The following is a 16172-nucleotide window of genomic DNA, read 5'->3' as shown; positions in this document are numbered from 1 at the left end:
CCGCGCCCTATCAAGACCGCATGAGTTGGATCGGACAGGAACATGGCGAGGCCCGCTGCTGGGGCCCCGACGGCGTCACCCGCGACCGTGACTGCGCCCCCGAGGCGCGGATGATCGTTGGTGCGCCCAATGTCCCCGCCGACAGCCTGCCGGGCAACCTGCTGCCCGCGCAGCTGGCCCGTGCACCCGACGGCCTTCACCTGCCGCCGCTGGAAGACCTGCCCGCCCCGCAACGCCTGCGCCTGCTGGGCTTCCAGACCCTCAACCCCGACTGGGACGGCCTTGCGGTGATGCCCTGCGACAGCCGCACCTACTGGGCCACCCTCTCGGCCGGAGAGCTGATCCACCTGCGGATCTCGGCCACCCCCGGCCTTGCCCGCGCGCTCGGCGCCGCCGAGGAGGTGCCACAGGGGCTGGACGAGGCCATGGCCCGTGCCGAGGCGCTGCCCTTCGAGCTGGCCCGCGCCGGCAACCGGGCCGAGGTGCTGGGCCTTCTGCTGGGCGCCGAGATGGCGGGCTCGAAAAGCCTGTGGCTGGGGCAGCAGGCCGTGCTGATCGGGCAGGGCGCCATGGCGCGCGCCTATCTCTCGGCGCTGCAGGGCCTCTACGTGCCGGTGACCGAGACCTCCGAAGACGCCGTGCTGCGCGAAGGCTTCCGGGCGCTGGCGAAGAAGTTCGTCGCCCCGGTCTAGGGCGCTCCCCCCGGTTTTTGACCCTTTGGTCGGCTTTCCGCCGGGCCTGCCCCGCTGGCGGCTTGCGTGACAGGGGGCGGCATGGGATTGTCGCGGCAAGTTCAGGAGAGCGCCATGCAGACCGAGACCGCCGCCACGGCCCAGCTTTCCCAGACCATCGCCGACGCCCATGAGCCCCGAAATCCGGGGATGGAGCTGGACATGGACTGGGTCATGACCGCCCGCGCCAACCGCTCGGCCATCGAGCGGCGCGCCGCCACGCTGCCGGGGCGACGCTCGGTGAAGAAGGACTACCAGGCGGCCTGGCTGGCCCGCGCGATTTCCTGCATCGACCTGACCACCCTTGCCGGGGACGACACCGAGGGCCGCGTGCGGCGCCTCTGCGCCAAGGCCCGCCAGCCGGTGCGCGCCGATCTGCTGGAGGCGCTCGGGTTGCAGGGGCTGACCACCGGTGCGGTCTGCGTCTATCACGACATGGTGGAAACCGCCGTGGGGGCGCTGAAGGGCTCGGGCATTCCCGTGGCGGCTGTCTCCACCGGCTTCCCGGCGGGTCTGTCGCCCTTTGCCCTGCGCCTCGCCGAGATCGGAGAGAGCGTGACGGCGGGGGCCGAGGAGATCGACATCGTGATCACCCGCCGCCACGTGCTGCAGGGCAACTGGCAGGCGCTCTATGACGAGATGAAGGCCTTCCGCGCCGCCTGTGGCGAGGCCCACGTGAAGGCGATCCTTGCCACCGGAGAGCTTGGGACGCTGCAGAACGTGGCGAAAGCCTCGCTGGTCTGCATGATGGCGGGGGCGGATTTCATCAAGACCTCGACCGGGAAGGAGAGCGTCAACGCGACGCTGCCTGTCAGCTTGGTGATGATCCGCGCCATCCGCGACTACCACCAGCGCACCGGCTTCCGCGTGGGCTACAAGCCTGCGGGCGGGATTTCCAAGGCGAAGGATGCGCTGGTTTACCTCAGCCTCATCAAGGAAGAGCTGGGCGACCGCTGGCTGCGCCCCGACCTCTTCCGCTTCGGCGCCTCCTCGCTTCTGGGCGATATCGAGCGGCAGCTGGAACACCACGTGACCGGCGCCTATTCGGCGTCCTGGCGCCATGCGGCGGGGTAGGAAGATGAGTATTTTTAGCCTGGTGATGAACTTGGGTGGGGCAAAGCGATGAGCGTCAAGGATATCTACGAGAGCATGGACTACGGCCCCGCCCCCGAGGCTGCCGGAGACGCCCTGGCCTGGGTCGTCGATCAGGGCAGCCGGTTCGGGCATTTCATCGACGGCGCCTTCACCAAGCCGGGCGAGACCTTCGAGACCACCAGCCCCGCCTCGGGCGAGGTGCTGGCCGAGGTCTCTCAGGCCAGCTCCGCCGATATCGACGCCGCCGTCGCGGCGGCGCGGGCGGCGCAGGGCAAGTGGGAGAAGCTGGGCGGCAAGGGCCGGGCCCGGTATCTCTATGCGCTGGCGCGGCTGGTGCAGAAGCACTCCCGCCTGTTTGCCGTGCTGGAGACGCTGGACAGTGGCAAGCCGATCCGCGAGGCGCGCGACATCGACGTGCCGCTGGTGGCGCGGCATTTCTACTATCACGCCGGCATGGCCCAGCTGATGGAGGCCGAGCTTCCGGGCCGCGCTGCCATCGGGGTCTGCGGCCAGGTGATCCCTTGGAACTTCCCCCTGCTGATGCTGGCCTGGAAGGTCGCGCCCGCGCTGGCCATGGGCAATACCGTGGTGCTGAAACCGGCGGAATGGACCTCGCTGACCGCGCTGCTGTTCGCCGATATCTGCCGTCAGGCCGGGCTGCCTGCGGGCGTCGTCAACATCGTCACCGGCGATGGTCGCGTCGGGGCCGAGCTGGTCGCCCATGAGGGAATCGACAAGGTGGCCTTCACCGGCTCGACCGAGGTGGGCCGCAAGATCCGTGCCGCCACCGCCGGGCAGGGCAAGGCCCTGACGCTCGAGCTGGGTGGCAAGTCCCCCTTCATCGTCTTCGAGGATGCCGATCTGGATTCGGCGGTCGAGGGTCTGGTCGATGCGATCTGGTTCAACGGCGGGCAGGTCTGCTGCGCAGGCTCCCGCCTGCTGGTGCAGGAGGGCGTGGCCGAACGCTTCCATGCCAAGCTGAAGGCGCGGATGAAGTCCCTGCGCGTCGGCGATCCGCTGGACAAGTGCATCGACGTGGGCGCGATCGTTCACCCCGAGCAGCTGGCCCGGATCAGGGCGCTGGTCGCCGAGACCGATGGCGAGGTCTTCCAGACCGCCGCGCCCGAGGGCTGCTATTATCCCCCGACCCTGATCGAGGGGCTGCACACCGCCGACAAGCTGATGCAGGAAGAGATCTTCGGTCCGGTCCTGGTGTCCGCGACCTTCCGCACCCCTGCCGAGGCGGTGCAGCTGGCGAACAACACCCGCTACGGGCTGGCGGCAAGCGTCTGGAGCGAGAACATCAACGTCGCGCTCGACGTGGCGCCGAAGCTGGTGGCCGGGGTCGTCTGGATCAACGGCACCAACATGTTCGATGCCGCCGCCGGGTTCGGTGGTGTACGCGAAAGCGGCTTTGGCCGGGAAGGCGGCTGGGAGGGGCTTCAGGCCTACACCAGGCCCGCAGGGAAGGCTAAGGCGCTGAAGCTGAAGGTGCCCGAGGTCGGCGCGCCGGAGCTGCCCGAGGGGCTGGACCGCACCGCCAAGCTTTATGTCGGTGGCAAGCAAGCACGGCCCGATGGGGGTTATACCCGCACCGTCTGGGGCAAGTCGGGCAAGGCCATCGGCCAGGTCGGCATCGCCAACCGCAAGGACCTGCGCAACGCGGTCGAGGCGGCGCGCGGGGCGGCGGGCTGGTCCGGTGCCACGGCGCATAACCGGGCGCAGGTGATCTATTACATCGCCGAGAACCTCGAGGCGCGGGCCGATGAATTCGCCGCCCGCATCGACGCGGTGACCGGCAAGGGCGGCAAGGCCGAGGTCGAGGCCGCCGTCAGCCGGTTGTTCAGCTACGGTGCCTGGGCCGACAAGTTCGGCGGCGACCTGCGACAGGTGCCCATGCGCGGCATGGCCCTTGCGGTGCGTGAACCCGTCGGCGTGATCGGCGCGTTCTGTCCCGAGGAAGCGCCCCTGCTGGGCCTGATCTCGGTCATGGCGCCGGCGATTGCCATGGGCAACCGGGTGGTGTTGGTGCCGGGGCAGGCGGGGGCGCTCTCGGCCACCGACCTCTACCAGGTGCTGGATACCTCGGACCTGCCGGGCGGGGTGGTCAACATCCTGACGGGCGACCCGGCCGAGCTGGCGCCGGTGATGGCCAAGCACCTGGATATCGACGCGGTCTGGAGCTTCTCTGCCGCCGACATCAGCGCGGTGATCGAACGCGAGGGCGCCGGGAACCTCAAGCGCACCTGGGTCAACAACGGCATGGGCCGTGACTGGGAGCAGGCCGAGGGCCGCGAGTTCCTGGAACAGGCGACCGAGGTCAAGACCGTCTGGGTGCCCTACGGGGCCTGATCTGGGGCCTCAGAGCTTCTTGAAATAGCGCGCGAGGGGCCAGGGCTGAAAGCCCCGGCCCTCGTAGGCCCTGCGCGCCGGAGCGTGGCCGCTGTCGAGCAGGGTTTCGACCATGACCATGGCGACCCCCCCGGCACGCAGCTTGGCCTCGGCGAAGGCCATCAGCGCGGTGCCGATGCCCTGCCTCTGGTGGGCGGGATCGACGGCCAGCAGGTGGATCTCTCCCATCCGGTCCTCGGGGTGCAGGCGCAGGCAGAGCACCCCTGCGGGGCGATCCCCGGCGAAGGCCAGCCAGCAGGCTTCGGGGGCAAGGTCCAGCAGATCGGCGATATCGGCGCGTTGGCGCGCCTGCCAGCCCTCGGGATAGAAGCTGTCGTAGACGAAGCCCGGCACCTCGGTGCGGGTGACGGGCATGATCTCGTCCCAGGCGCGGCGGACCAGATCCAGCACGGCGGTGCGTTGCGCCGGATCATAGGGTCGGATCCCGTCGGAGGGTGTCACAGGACGCTGACCGACCAGGCGAAATGCGCCACCTCTCCGGGGGCGAGGATGATCGACAGCGGGCGGTCTGCGATCTCGGGGCCGGCGCCCTGCCGCGCGGCGACGCCGTGCCAGGGCTCGACGCAGATGAAGGGCGCGCCGGGCCTGGTCCAGATGCCGAGGGCAGGCAGGTTGTCGAAGCGGAATTCCAGCCGGGGGGCCGTGGTGCCGGGGGCCTCGTAGGTCAGCGCCTCGCCGGTGCCCTCCAGGAAGACCAGCGCATCCTTGGCAAACAGCTCGGGCTGCATCACCAGCCGCCCCTTGTCGAAGGGCGAGGGCAGGGTCTGCGGCGCCAGCAGCGCCTCGTCGTCGATGGCATGGCGCACCGGCTCGGCGCCATTGGCCAGGGTGATCACATGCTCTGCCCCCTCGGCGCCGGGCAGGGGCCAGTTGAAGGCGGGGTGGAAGCCCAGGCCGAAGGGCATCGGCTGGCTGTCCATGTTGCGCACCGAGGCCGAAGCGGCCAGCGTGGCGCCCGACAGCGCATGGCTCAGCGTCAGTTCGAAGGCGCGGGGGTAGACGGCGCGGGTTTCGTCACTGTCGCGCAGCACATGGGTGCAGGCGCTTTCGGTCCGGCTTTCCAGCCGCCAGGGCAGCTTGCGGGCGAAACCGTGCTGGGGCATCGGCGCCTCGTGGCTGCCGACCGAGACCCGGTCGCCCGGCGCGCGGCCGACGATGGGGAACAGCAGCGGCGAGCGGCCCGACCAATGCGCCGGGTCGCCATGCCACAGCAGCTCTCCGCTGCCGTGGGTCAGGCTTTGCAATTCCGCCCCCAGGTCCGAGATCCGGGCCGAGAGCTGATCGTTGGAAATCGTGATGTCCGAGGTCATGACCTCTCCCTGCAATGCTTGGGTGCGCTTGCAGAGAGGGATAGGGCGCGGGGGGCGGTCCGGCAATGGCCCCGGCGGGAAGACGCCGCCGGGACCGGGAATTTCACCTGGATTACATCTCGATCGGCACGATCGGGGTCACTTCGACCTCGCCGCCGCCCGCGATCATCGGGTTGCCCTCGGCCAGGGCGCAGGCCTCTTCGATGCTTTCGCATTCGACGATGGAATAGCCCATGATCGGCAACGCATTGCCGCCTTCCCGGGCGCCCCTGGCGTCGACCGTCCAGCTCTTGCCGACGGGGTTGCCGGGGTCGACCATCTTCGGGCCGACCTTTGCCATCCAGGCGCCCCAGGCGGCCATGGCCTTTTCGCCCTCTTCCGGGGTCGAGGGCACCTGGCTGGTTTCGGCCTTGTAGATATAGAGGTACTTGGTCATTTCGCGGTCTCCGTTTGCGGTCCGAGGATGAAGTAATCGAGGCTGCGCAGGGTCGAGAGCCAGCCGCGGCTGTGGCTCTGCGCGGTTTCCAGGTCAGGCAGGGCGACATGGGTCAGGGTCAGCCTTGCACCCGTGTCTGTTGCCTCGACGGTGAAGGTGACGTGGCTTTCGGCGCCGCGCCTGCCGTCCGGCCCGTGCCAGCCCCAGGTGAAGGCGACATGGCCCTTGCCCGCGGTCGGCGGGGCGATCGAGGTCACTTCCCCGGACAGCACGTAGGGATCGCCGCTTTCCTTGCCGATCATGGTGCAGGACCAGGGGCCGGTGCGGCTGAAGTCGGGGCTGTCGTCGCCAATGTAGAGGCCCTCGGGCCCGAACCACTGGATCAGCTGGCGCGGTTCTGTGACGGCACGCCAGAGGCGGGTCAGCGGCACCGGGTAGTCGCGGATCAGCTCCAGCTCGTGTGTTTCGCTGTCCTTCATTCGTCCTCCTCCGGGGCGAGCGCCAGCAGGGTGTCGAGCCTGTGCAGGCTGCCCTCCCAGAAGACGCGGTGATCGAGGGTCCAGCCGTGGATGCGGGCCAGGGCCTCGGGGTTGGCGCTGTAGTAGCGGTGCGTGCCGGCGACACGCTGCGTGATCAGCCCGGCGCTGCGCAGCACCTTGAGGTGGCGCGAGATCGCGGGGGCCGAGATGTCGGCCTCGTCCGAGAGCGTCCCGGCGGGCAGTTCCCCGCGCTGGATCAGCTTCTCCAGAAGCGAGAGGCGGGTGGCATCGGAGAGGGCGGCGAAGGTGGCGGGCAGGTTGGTCATGCAGGAAGGGTGGGGGGATTCTTTATTTCGTGCAAGTGTTAATTAATGGATGCTGGAAATATTGAGGCGCGGGCAATGATGGCAGCACTGAGGGACGCGCCCGATCCTGGGTGGGCGCATCCGGACTTGTGTCTGGGGACATATCCTCGAAGCATCCGCGCCGGGCAGTCAACTTGCGACACCGCCAATGCGCCCTCCCGGAGGGGAGGGGCTCGACCCGGTCCGCAACGCGGCGAAGCCTCCGGGGGAGGTTTTGAGCGCCGCGCGGGCGGAACCCCGGCGGGCGCGGCCCGGGTTTGCAGCCCGCGCCAAAGGGAGCGCATTGCACAGGGCAGGCTTGGGGGGCTCGGCCCGGTCCGCAACGCGGCGAAGCCTCTGGGGGAGGTTTTGAGCGCCGCGCGGGCGGAGCCCCCGCGGGCGCGGCCCGCGCGAAGGGATGCGTATTGCGTAGGGTGGGAGATATCCCACCTTTCGCCTGCCAAAGGTGGATTGGCATCCACCCTACGGGTTTGGCCGGCGTCCGTCCCGGATCAGACCTGCGCGAAGTCTTCTTTGGCATAGCCCTGGAGGTAGAGCAGCGCCGTCAGGTCGCCGAAGTTCACCCGCAGCGAACATTGCGCCGCCACCGAGGGCTTGGCGTGCAGGGCCACGCCCGCTCCGGCGCGGGTCAGCATGCCAAGGTCATTGGCCCCGTCACCGACCGCCAGCACATCGGCTTCCGAAATTCCGAGCCGGGCGGTGATCTCTTCCAGCGCCTGCACCTTGGCCTCGCGACCGAGGATGGGGCGGCCGACCTCGCCGGAAAGCGTGTCTCCGTCCGTCAGCAGCGTGTTGGCGCGGTTCTCGTCGAAGCCGAGCCTTGCCGCGACCTTGGCGGTGAACATGGTGAAACCGCCCGAAACCAGCGCGCAATAGGCGCCGTCCGCCTTCATCGTCGCCAGCAGTTCAGGGCCGCCGGGCATCAGGGTAATGCGAGTCTCAAGCACCTTGTCGATGACCGAGACCGGCAGGCCCTTCAGCAGCCCGACGCGCTCGGTCAGAGCGCCGTCGAAGTCCAGCTCTCCATTCATCGCGCGGGCGGTGATGTCCCTGACGCGCTCGCCCACCCCGGCCTCTTCGGCCAGCTCGTCGATGCATTCCTGCTGGATCATGGTCGAATCCATATCCGCCAGCAGCATCTTCTTCTTCCGCCCCTCGGAGGGCTGCAGGCAGAGGTCGGTGCCCTGCTTCTGCAGATCGGCCCAGACGGTTTCGACGTTGTCGGGGCGGGCGGGCAGGGTGAACTCGCCTGCCTCGCCGGGCGCCAGCATCCGCGCATCCTTGCCGCCCCAGGCATTGCGCAGGGTCATCAGCAGCTCGGGCTCGAGCGCCGGATTGGACGGGGCGGTGATCAGGGTGGCGGTGAACATGCGCAGGCTCCTTCGGTTGAGCGCCTTTAAGCATGCGGTGGTCTGTGTTGGAAGGGTGGTTGGCTCCGTGGCGGGGGGAGCGGCAGTTGGAAAGGGGGGAGGGGGCTCTGTCCCTTCGCCGAATGGCGACAGGTGGGAAGGGAAGGGGGCGCTGCCCCCGTCGCCGGAGGGCGACAGGTGGGAAGGGGAGGGGGCTCCGCCCCCGTCGCCGGAGGGCGACAGGTGGGAAGGGGAGGGGGCTCCGCCCCCGTCGCCGAATGGCGACTCCCCCGCAGTATTTCCAGCCATCGGATGGAAGCAGGTTTCCGATAGGCGTCACGGCCTGCGCTGATTTTTGTGGATGCGACGAGGTGCCGTCGATTTGCGACAATTCCCGGCTTGCGGGAGGGGGATTCGCTCCGTATAGCGGTCGGCGGGACACCCTTCCCCAACGAAGGGCGATTATCTGGAAGGATACCAGCAATGGCTATCGAAGCTCCGGCCGCGCGGCCGGCAAACCCGCGTTTCTCTTCTGGCCCCTGTGCCAAGATTCCCCAGTTCCAGCTTGACCTGCTTGCCGATGCCGCCCTTGGCCGCTCGCACCGTGCCGCCGTCGGCAAGGAAAAGCTGAAAGCCGCGATCGAGACCACGCGCGAGATCCTGGGCGTGCCCGCGGACTACAAGATCGGCATCGTTCCCGCCTCGGACACCGGTGCCGTCGAGATGGCCATGTGGTCGATGCTGGGCGCCCGTCCCGCCACCATGGTGGCCTGGGAAAGCTTCGGCGCCGGCTGGGTCACCGACGTGGTCAAGCAGCTGAAGATCGAGGCCGAGGTCAAGACCGCCGACTACGGCGATATCGTCGACCTGGCCGATGTGGACTTCGACACCGATGTCGTCTTCACCTGGAACGGCACCACCTCGGGTGTGCGCGTTCCCAATGGCGACGCGATCCCCGCCGACCGTGCCGGCCTGACCATCTGCGACGCGACCTCTGCCGCCTTCGCCCAGGACCTGCCCTGGGACAAGCTGGATGTGGTGACCTTCTCCTGGCAGAAGGTGATGGGCGGCGAAGCGGCCCACGGGATGCTGATCCTCAGCCCCCGCGCCGTCGAGCGGCTGGAAAGCTACACCCCCGCCTGGCCGATGCCGAAGATCTTCCGCCTGACCAAGGGCGGCAAGCTGATCGACGGCATCTTCAAGGGCGAGACCATCAACACCCCCTCCATGCTGGCGGTCGAGGATTACTTGGTCGCTCTGGACTGGGCCAAGTCCGTTGGCGGCCTGAAGGGCCTGATGGGCCGCGCCGATGCCAATGCCAAGGTGATCTGGGACTTCTGCGAGACCCGTGACTGGATCGCCAACCTGGCCAATGACCCGGCAACGCGCTCCAACACCTCGGTCTGCCTGAAGTTCACCGACGACCGCATCAAGGACGGTGCCACCTTCGCCAAGGCCGTTGCCAAGCGGCTTGAGGCCGAAGGCGTGGCGCTGGATATCGGTGCCTACCGCGACGCCCCCGCCGGTCTGCGGATCTGGTGTGGTGCCACGGTCGAGACCGCCGACCTGGAGGCCCTGATGCCCTGGCTCGAATGGGCCTTCGAGGCCGAGATCGCCGCGCAGTAAGCGCTGCCATAGGTGGGATATCTCCCACCCTACGCAAAGGTCGTAGGGTGGGTGCCAACCCACCTTCCCCCGGATATCCCGAGGGCGCGGAGTTCCCCGCGCTCCGTCCCCCTCAAATCCCGACTTTTGAAGGAGCGCCCAAGATGGCCCCCAAAGTTCTGATTTCCGACAAGCTTTCCGACGCCGCCGTGCAGATCTTCAAGGATCGCGGCATCGAGGTCGACTTCCAGCCCAACCTCGGCAAGGACAAGGACAAGCTGGCCGAGGTCATCGGCCAGTATGACGGCCTGGCGATCCGCTCGGCCACCAAGGTCACCGAGAAGATCCTCGAGAACGCCACCAACCTCAAGGTGATCGGCCGCGCCGGCATCGGCACCGACAACATCGACAAGGAAGCGGCCTCCAAGAAAGGCGTGATCGTCATGAACACGCCCTTCGGCAACATGATCACCACCGCCGAGCACGCCATCGCGATGATGTTCGCCGTGGCGCGCCAGATCCCCGAGGCCTCTGCCAGCACCCACGCCGGCAAGTGGGAGAAGTCGAAGTTCATGGGCGTCGAGCTGACCGGCAAGACCCTGGGCGTCATCGGCGCCGGCAACATCGGCGGCATCGTCTGCAACCGCGCCCTTGGCCTGAAGATGAAGGTCGTCGCCTACGATCCCTTCCTGGGCGAGGAAAAGGCCAGGAAGATGGGCGTCGAGAAGGTCGAGCTGGACGAGCTGCTGTCCCGCGCCGACTTCATCACCCTGCACGTGCCCTATACCGAGCAGACCGCCAACATCCTCTCGGCCGAGAACCTGGCCAAGACCAAGAAGGGCGTCCGCATCATCAACTGTGCCCGTGGCGGCCTGGTCGATGAGGCCGCGCTGGCCGAGCTGCTGAAGTCCGGCCATGTCGCAGGCGCCGCCTTCGACGTCTTCGCCGAAGAGCCTGCCACCGAGAACCCGCTGTTCAACCTGCCCAACGTGGTCTGCACCCCGCACCTGGGCGCCGCCACCACCGAGGCGCAGGAAAACGTCGCCCTGCAGGTGGCCGAGCAGATGGCCAACTACCTGCTGGACGGTGCTGTCGAGAACGCGCTGAACATGCCCTCGATGACCGCCGAGGAAGCCAAGATCATGGGCCCCTGGGTCCAGCTGGCCGGCCATATCGGCAATTTCATCGGCCAGCTGACCGACGAGCCGATCAACGCCATCAACATCCTCTATGATGGTGTGGCCTCCGAGATGAACCTGGCGGCGCTGAACTGCTCGGTGATCGCCGGTATCCTGAAGAAGGCCAACCCGGACGTGAACCTGGTTTCCGCCCCCGTGGTGGCGAAGGAGCGTGGCGTGCAGATCTCGACCACCTCGCAGGCCAAGGGCGGCACCTTCGACGGCTACATCAAGGTGACCATCGTCACGCCCGAGCGGGAACGCTCCTGCGCGGGCACCGTCTTCTCGGATGGGAAGCCGCGCTTCATCCAGATCAAGGGCATCAACATCGACGCCGAGGTGGGCGAGCACATGCTCTACACCACCAACGAGGACGTGCCGGGCGTCATCGGCACCCTGGGCACCACCCTGGGCCAGAACGGCCAGAACATCGCCAACTTCACCCTTGGCCGCACCAAGACGGGCCAGAGCGCCATCGCGCTTCTGTACCTCGACGAGAAGGCCAAGCCGGAAGTCATCAAGGCGCTGCGCGAGACCGGCCTGTTCCAGCAGATCCGCCCGCTGGAATTCACGCTCTGATCCGGGGCTGACATCCACTTTGCGGGGGCCGTCCTTCGGGGCGGCCCCTTTGCATTTTTGCACCTTTGTTTGCCTGGCGCCAAGGGGCATGACATCACCGCACCACTAAGATAGACCCGCCGGAAAGTATGTTGTCCGACGCGTAATCCGGGTGGGTAGATGGTTCATGTTTTCTGGGCGGGCAGGCCCCGCAGTCTGGCACGCGATACGCGGCGACAGGTCGCTGTCTTTCTTGCCGAACATGCCGGTACAGGTCTGAGTGTCGACCAGATGCGCCGCCGGCTGCGGCGCCTGCGCTGGATCCTGCTGATGTACGAGGGCGACAGGCTGGTCGGTACCGTCGCCCTGAAGCGGGTCAGCCGCCGCCACCAGCGCCGCAGCTTCCGCACCGCCGGGGTGTCCCTGAAACCCAGTTGGCGGCGCAGCGAGCTGGGATTTCTCTGCATCGACCCGGACTATCGGGGCCAGGGCCTGTCGTTCCGGATCATGCAGGAGGCCCGCGACCGCGGCTGTCGCCCGACCTACAGCGTCACCGGCCGCGAGGGCGTGCGCAAGATGAACGCCGCCCTCGGCATGGTGCGACGCGGGTCGCCCTGGCAGGGCCGCAAGGAAGAGCTGAGCCTCTGGACCTGGGATGATGACTTGGCACCGCCTCTTGAAACCTCCGGCGAATCGTAACATATAAAGTTACATGAAGCGAGACAGCAGACTATCCTCGGTCCTCCATGCCCTCCTGCACATGGCAGAGCATGACGGACGCATGACGTCGGACGCCCTGGCGCAATGCCTGGGCACCAACCCGGTCGTGGTGCGCCGCACCATGGGCCTCCTGCGCAAGCAGGGGCTGGTGGACAGCGACCGCGGGCCCTCGGGCGGATGGCGGATCACGGCGGATCTGGACAAGGTCACCCTGCGCCAGCTGCACGAGGCCCTGGGGGAACCCGCCTTCTTCGCCATGGGCAACCGGCAGGAGACGCCGGAATGCCTGGTGGAACAGGCGGTCAACGCCGCCCTCGACGATGCCTTCGACGAGGCCGAGGCCCTGCTGCTGAACCGCTTTGCCCATGTCACCCTGGCCGATCTGGCGAAGGATTTCGCCCGGCGGCACAGGGAAAGGAAAGCCGCAAAGGACTGACAACATGACCCATGACGTGATCGTCATCGGGGGCAGCTACGCCGGAATGGCAGCCGCCCTGCAACTTCTGCGCGCCCGCCGTTCTGTGCTCGTGATCGATGCGGGCCAGTGCCGCAATCGGTTTGCCGAGGCCTCGCACGGGTTCCTCGGGCAGGATGGGGTGGATCCCGGCCGGATCGCAGCCGAGGCCCGGGACCAGCTTTTGCGTTACAAGACCCTGACCTGGATCGAGGGCGAGGCCGTGGCCGCCGGCGGCAGCCGCGATGCCTTCGAGGTGCTGACCGCCGACGGCATTCGCCACCAGGGGCGCCGGCTGCTCTTTGCCACGGGGGTCAAGGATGCGCTGCCGGCTGTCGAGGGCCTTTCCGACCGCTGGGGGAAACACGCCTTCCACTGCCCCTATTGCCATGGCTACGAGCTGGAGATGGGCGCCCTCGGCGTGATCGCCACCGGGCCGAATTCCCTGCACCAGGCGCTGATGCTGCCGGAATGGGGGCAGGTGACGCTGCTGACCAACGGGGCCTTGATGCTTGATGCCGAGGGGCGGGCGGAGCTTCAGACCAAGGGCGTGCAGATCGAAGAGACGCCGATCGCCCGGCTGACCGGCGCCGCCGATGCAGAGCTGAGCGATGGCCGGGTGCTGTCCTTCGCCGGTTTCTTCGTGGCGACGACCACAAGCCCGGCAACGCCGCTGGCCGAAGAGATGGGCTGCGCGCTGCAGGAGACTCCCATGGGCACACAGGTGCAGACGAGCGAGATGAAAGAGACCTCGATCCCCGGCGCCTATGCCTGCGGAGATGCGGCACGGATGCCGCATTCCGTATCACTGGCGGTGGCTGACGGGGCCTGGGCCGGGGCGACGATCCACCGCTCGCTGATTTTCCCCGACCTGTAAGACCCGCCGGGGCTCAGGCGCGGCCGCGGAACAGCACCGTGTAGGTGAAGACCAGCATCGACAGGATCGTCAGCAGAGAGCCGAGCTTGGCAAGGGTCTCTCCGGTCTGGTTCAGGGCCTGGGCGATGCCGGGCACGATCACCACGATGCCGACCACGGCAAGGCCGAGGTGGATCTTCGGCAGGATCCCCTCGGCGGCCTTCGGGACGAGCTGGTAGAAGGTGCCGAAGATCGCCAGCGACACCCAGCCCAGCAGGTTCAGGTGGGCATGGGCCGGCGCCATCAGGTGATCGCCACTGGCCGACATCTGGATGCCCCAGGCCATGCCCGCCAGGCCGCAGATCGCGGCGGCGGCGTAGAAATAGTAGGAAATGCCCTTCACGTGACGTCCTCCCTGGATGGGGGCCTGGCCCCGCCTCTTGGTTGCGGATCCCCGGCAGGGGCCGGATATCCTGCCTCCAGTATACACCATTCCGGTCCGCATGGCGGGAATTCCGCGGGGGCTCTGGCCATTCCCGCCGCGCCATGCTCCAACAGGGCCGAGCGGAAAGGAAAGCCCATGACCCTCTATGCCATCGGTGACATTCACGGACAGATCGGGATGCTGGACGAAGTTCTGGCCAAGATCGACGCCGATGGCGGCGACACCGGCCCCGGCGGCGCGGACGAGGTGATCTTCCTCGGCGACCTGGTCGACCGTGGGCCCGCCGCGCGGCAGGTGCTGGAGCGGCTGATCGCGGGCCGGGCCGAGGGCCGGCGCTGGACGGTGATCCGGGGCAACCACGACACGATGTTCCTGCGCTTCCTGCGCAACGGAGAGCTGCACGACCCGGCGATCAAGTCCGGCAACGGCTGGACCCACCACTTGCTGGGCGGCTGTGCCACGCTGGAAAGCTACGGCATCGCCACGGGCATCGACCGCGCCCCCGAAGACCTGTTCGCCGAGGCGCAGGAAAAGGTCCCCGCCGAACACCGCGCCTTCCTCGAAAGCCTGCCCCTGTGGCAGCAGCGCCCGGGGCTGCTGTTCGTCCATGCGGGCATCCGCCCGGGCATCGCGCTGGAGGAGCAGGCCGAGCAGGACCTGATCTGGATCCGCGAGGATTTCTACGCCGAGGACGGCCCGCATCCCTGGCTGGTGGTGCACGGCCATACCATCGTCCCCGCGCCGACCCATTTCGGCAACCGCATCGACATCGACACCGGGGCGGGTGCCAACCCGGCGCCGCGCTACCTCAGCTGCGTGGCCTTCGAGGGCACCCAGGCCTTCGTGCTGAGTGACAGGGGCCGCCAGCCGCTGCTGCCAAGCCCCGCGACGGCGTAACGAAACGTCACTGTCGCGGGCGCCGCGGCGGGTGATACTCTCCGCCCGAACTGTATTCGGGAGGATCTCATGGACGATATCGTCATTCTGGGCGGCGCACGCACCGCCATCGGCACCTTCGGCGGCAGCCTGGCGGATGTGCCGCCGATCGAGCTGGGCACGACCGTGGCCAAGGCCGCACTGGAGCGCGCCGGCGTCGAGGGCGGCCAGATCGGCCACGTGGTCTTCGGCCATGTGATCAACACCGAACCGCGCGACATGTACCTCTCGCGCGTTGCCGCCATGCAGGCCGGCATCCCCGAGACGACCCCGGCGATGAACGTCAACCGCCTCTGCGGCTCGGGCGCGCAGGCCATCGTCTCGGCGGTGCAGTCGCTGATGCTGGGGGATGCGGATTTCGCCCTGGCAGGCGGGGCCGAGAGCATGTCGCGCTCGCCCTACATCGTGCCCAGCCAACGCTGGGGCGCCAAGATGGGCGACATCAAGACGCTGGACATGATGCTGGGGGCGCTGAACTGCCCCTTCGGCACCGGCCACATGGGCATCACCGCCGAAAACGTCGCCGCCGAGACCACGATCACGCGCGAGGACCAGGACGCCTTCGCGCTGGAAAGCCAGCGTCGGGCCGGTGCGGCCATCGAGGCCGGGCATTTCGCCAGCCAGATCGTGCCGGTCACGGTGAAGGTGAAACGCCAGGAGGTCGAGTTTACCACCGACGAGCACCCCAAGCCCACGACCACCGCCGAGGCGCTGGCAGGGCTGCGCCCGGCCTTCCGCAAGGACGGCACGGTGACGGCGGGCAATGCCTCGGGCCTGAACGACGGGGCGGCGGCACTGGTGCTGGCCCGCGCCTCGGTCGCCGAGGCACAGGGCCTCACTCCCAAGGCGCGCGTCCTGGGCTACGCCCATGCCGGGGTGCGCCCGGAGGTGATGGGGATCGGCCCGATCCCCGCCGTGCGGAAACTGCTGGAAAAGACCGGCCTTTCGGCCTCTGACTTCGATGTAATCGAGTCGAATGAGGCCTTCGCCGCCCAGGCCATCGCGGTGAACCGCGCCCTGGGCCTGGACACCGCCAGGGTGAACCCGAACGGCGGCGCCATCGCGCTTGGTCACCCGGTCGGCGCCACCGGCGCCATCATCACCGTCAAGGCGCTCTATGAACTCGAACGCATCGGCGGCAAGCGCGCCCTGATCACCATGTGCATCGGCGGCGGCCAGGGCATCGCCCTGGCAATCGAGCGGATCTGATCCCGGGGGCGCCACGCCCCTCCCCATCCGACGG

General features: G+C 68.0%; 17 protein-coding genes. 10 read left to right on the top strand and 7 right to left on the bottom strand.

Annotated elements, in window-relative coordinates:
- Positions 1 to 20: 20 nt before the first annotated feature.
- The 3 genes from OS124_RS26255 (at position 21) to OS124_RS0119765 (ending at position 4178) form a co-directional block, all read left to right on the top strand.
- Positions 21 to 692, top strand: coding sequence for a 2-dehydro-3-deoxygalactonokinase (locus OS124_RS26255; RefSeq protein ID WP_010141675.1), 672 nt, complete (start codon positions 21 to 23; stop codon positions 690 to 692).
- A 114-nt stretch (positions 693 to 806) separates the two neighbouring features.
- A complete protein-coding gene (deoC, locus tag OS124_RS0119770) occupies positions 807 to 1805 on the top strand; it encodes a deoxyribose-phosphate aldolase (RefSeq protein WP_010141674.1) in 999 nt (332 codons plus the stop codon).
- Between the two features lie 48 nt (positions 1806 to 1853).
- Positions 1854 to 4178: an aldehyde dehydrogenase family protein gene (locus tag OS124_RS0119765; protein ID WP_010141672.1), complete on the top strand. Its 2325-nt coding sequence runs from the start codon at positions 1854 to 1856 to the stop codon at positions 4176 to 4178.
- A gap of 9 nt (positions 4179 to 4187) precedes the next feature.
- Here the strand turns inward: OS124_RS0119765 and OS124_RS0119760 are convergent, their stop codons facing one another.
- From OS124_RS0119760 to serB, 6 genes are all read right to left on the bottom strand, one after another.
- Positions 4188 to 4679 carry a GNAT family N-acetyltransferase gene (locus OS124_RS0119760; protein ID WP_010141671.1) on the bottom strand — a complete coding sequence of 164 codons (492 nt, stop codon included), beginning with the start codon at positions 4677 to 4679 and terminating at the stop codon, positions 4188 to 4190.
- Complete coding sequence (locus OS124_RS0119755; RefSeq protein WP_010141670.1) at positions 4676 to 5548, bottom strand: aldose 1-epimerase family protein; 873 nt, start codon at positions 5546 to 5548, stop codon at positions 4676 to 4678. Before OS124_RS0119755 ends, OS124_RS0119760 begins: the two co-directional genes overlap by 4 nt.
- A 112-nt stretch (positions 5549 to 5660) precedes the next feature.
- Positions 5661 to 5984 carry a YciI family protein gene (locus tag OS124_RS0119750; RefSeq protein ID WP_010141669.1) on the bottom strand — a complete coding sequence of 108 codons (324 nt, stop codon included), beginning with the start codon at positions 5982 to 5984 and terminating at the stop codon, positions 5661 to 5663.
- The gene (locus OS124_RS0119745; protein WP_010141668.1) at positions 5981 to 6463 is read right to left on the bottom strand and encodes an SRPBCC family protein; all 483 of its coding nucleotides are present in this window, start codon (positions 6461 to 6463) and stop codon (positions 5981 to 5983) included. Before OS124_RS0119745 ends, OS124_RS0119750 begins: the two co-directional genes overlap by 4 nt.
- On the bottom strand, positions 6460 to 6789 hold the full coding sequence (locus OS124_RS0119740) for an ArsR/SmtB family transcription factor (protein ID WP_010141667.1): 330 nt from the start codon (positions 6787 to 6789) through the stop codon (positions 6460 to 6462). Before OS124_RS0119740 ends, OS124_RS0119745 begins: the two co-directional genes overlap by 4 nt.
- Positions 6790 to 7319: 530 nt before the next feature.
- Positions 7320 to 8198 carry a phosphoserine phosphatase SerB gene (gene serB, locus OS124_RS0119735; RefSeq protein WP_010141666.1) on the bottom strand — a complete coding sequence of 293 codons (879 nt, stop codon included), beginning with the start codon at positions 8196 to 8198 and terminating at the stop codon, positions 7320 to 7322.
- A 462-nt stretch (positions 8199 to 8660) separates the two neighbouring features.
- Between serB and OS124_RS0119730 the strand changes: the two genes are divergently transcribed.
- The 5 genes from OS124_RS0119730 (at position 8661) to OS124_RS0119710 (ending at position 13569) form a co-directional block, all read left to right on the top strand.
- Positions 8661 to 9803, top strand: coding sequence for a phosphoserine transaminase (locus tag OS124_RS0119730; protein ID WP_010141665.1), 1143 nt, complete (start codon positions 8661 to 8663; stop codon positions 9801 to 9803).
- Positions 9804 to 9946: 143 nt separating this feature from the next.
- Positions 9947 to 11539 (top strand): phosphoglycerate dehydrogenase, encoded by a 1593-nt coding sequence (gene serA, locus OS124_RS0119725; RefSeq protein ID WP_010141664.1) that lies wholly within the window; start codon positions 9947 to 9949, stop codon positions 11537 to 11539.
- Positions 11540 to 11809: 270 nt separating this feature from the next.
- Complete coding sequence (locus OS124_RS0119720; RefSeq protein ID WP_010141663.1) at positions 11810 to 12217, top strand: GNAT family N-acetyltransferase; 408 nt, start codon at positions 11810 to 11812, stop codon at positions 12215 to 12217.
- A gap of 13 nt (positions 12218 to 12230) precedes the next feature.
- Positions 12231 to 12674 (top strand): RrF2 family transcriptional regulator, encoded by a 444-nt coding sequence (locus OS124_RS0119715; protein WP_029375594.1) that lies wholly within the window; start codon positions 12231 to 12233, stop codon positions 12672 to 12674.
- Positions 12675 to 12678: 4 nt separating this feature from the next.
- Positions 12679 to 13569: an NAD(P)/FAD-dependent oxidoreductase gene (locus OS124_RS0119710; RefSeq protein WP_010141661.1), complete on the top strand. Its 891-nt coding sequence runs from the start codon at positions 12679 to 12681 to the stop codon at positions 13567 to 13569.
- A 13-nt stretch (positions 13570 to 13582) separates the two neighbouring features.
- Here the strand turns inward: OS124_RS0119710 and OS124_RS0119705 are convergent, their stop codons facing one another.
- Complete coding sequence (locus OS124_RS0119705) at positions 13583 to 13951, bottom strand: hypothetical protein (protein ID WP_010141660.1); 369 nt, start codon at positions 13949 to 13951, stop codon at positions 13583 to 13585.
- A 177-nt stretch (positions 13952 to 14128) separates the two neighbouring features.
- Between OS124_RS0119705 and OS124_RS0119700 the strand changes: the two genes are divergently transcribed.
- Both OS124_RS0119700 and OS124_RS0119695 read left to right on the top strand, forming a co-directional pair.
- A complete protein-coding gene (locus OS124_RS0119700; RefSeq protein ID WP_010141658.1) occupies positions 14129 to 14890 on the top strand; it encodes a metallophosphoesterase family protein in 762 nt (253 codons plus the stop codon).
- 69 nt (positions 14891 to 14959) lie between these two features.
- Entirely contained in the window at positions 14960 to 16138 is a 1179-nt protein-coding gene (locus OS124_RS0119695; RefSeq protein ID WP_010141657.1) for an acetyl-CoA C-acyltransferase family protein, read from the top strand.
- Positions 16139 to 16172: the final 34 nt, after the last annotated feature.

The organism is Oceanicola sp. S124 (genome assembly GCF_000220565.1).
Classification (GTDB): Bacteria; Pseudomonadota; Alphaproteobacteria; order Rhodobacterales; family Rhodobacteraceae; genus Pseudooceanicola.
This window is presented reverse-complemented; position numbering and strand designations above follow the sequence as displayed.

Excerpts from the sequence above, each read along its gene's own strand:
- OS124_RS26255 (WP_010141675.1), top strand. The coding sequence starts at position 21 with ATGAGTTGGATCGGACAGGAACATGGCGAGGCCCGCTGCTGGGGCCCC.
- deoC (WP_010141674.1), top strand. The coding sequence starts at position 807 with ATGCAGACCGAGACCGCCGCCACGGCCCAGCTTTCCCAGACCATCGCC.
- OS124_RS0119765 (WP_010141672.1), top strand. The coding sequence starts at position 1,854 with ATGAGCGTCAAGGATATCTACGAGAGCATGGACTACGGCCCCGCCCCC.
- OS124_RS0119755 (WP_010141670.1), bottom strand. The coding sequence starts at position 5,548 with ATGACCTCGGACATCACGATTTCCAACGATCAGCTCTCGGCCCGGATC.
- OS124_RS0119750 (WP_010141669.1), bottom strand. The coding sequence starts at position 5,984 with ATGACCAAGTACCTCTATATCTACAAGGCCGAAACCAGCCAGGTGCCC.
- OS124_RS0119745 (WP_010141668.1), bottom strand. The coding sequence starts at position 6,463 with ATGAAGGACAGCGAAACACACGAGCTGGAGCTGATCCGCGACTACCCG.
- OS124_RS0119740 (WP_010141667.1), bottom strand. The coding sequence starts at position 6,789 with ATGACCAACCTGCCCGCCACCTTCGCCGCCCTCTCCGATGCCACCCGC.
- serB (WP_010141666.1), bottom strand. The coding sequence starts at position 8,198 with ATGTTCACCGCCACCCTGATCACCGCCCCGTCCAATCCGGCGCTCGAG.
- OS124_RS0119730 (WP_010141665.1), top strand. The coding sequence starts at position 8,661 with ATGGCTATCGAAGCTCCGGCCGCGCGGCCGGCAAACCCGCGTTTCTCT.
- serA (WP_010141664.1), top strand. The coding sequence starts at position 9,947 with ATGGCCCCCAAAGTTCTGATTTCCGACAAGCTTTCCGACGCCGCCGTG.
- OS124_RS0119720 (WP_010141663.1), top strand. The coding sequence starts at position 11,810 with ATGCGCCGCCGGCTGCGGCGCCTGCGCTGGATCCTGCTGATGTACGAG.
- OS124_RS0119715 (WP_029375594.1), top strand. The coding sequence starts at position 12,231 with ATGAAGCGAGACAGCAGACTATCCTCGGTCCTCCATGCCCTCCTGCAC.
- OS124_RS0119710 (WP_010141661.1), top strand. The coding sequence starts at position 12,679 with ATGACCCATGACGTGATCGTCATCGGGGGCAGCTACGCCGGAATGGCA.
- OS124_RS0119700 (WP_010141658.1), top strand. The coding sequence starts at position 14,129 with ATGACCCTCTATGCCATCGGTGACATTCACGGACAGATCGGGATGCTG.
- OS124_RS0119695 (WP_010141657.1), top strand. The coding sequence starts at position 14,960 with ATGGACGATATCGTCATTCTGGGCGGCGCACGCACCGCCATCGGCACC.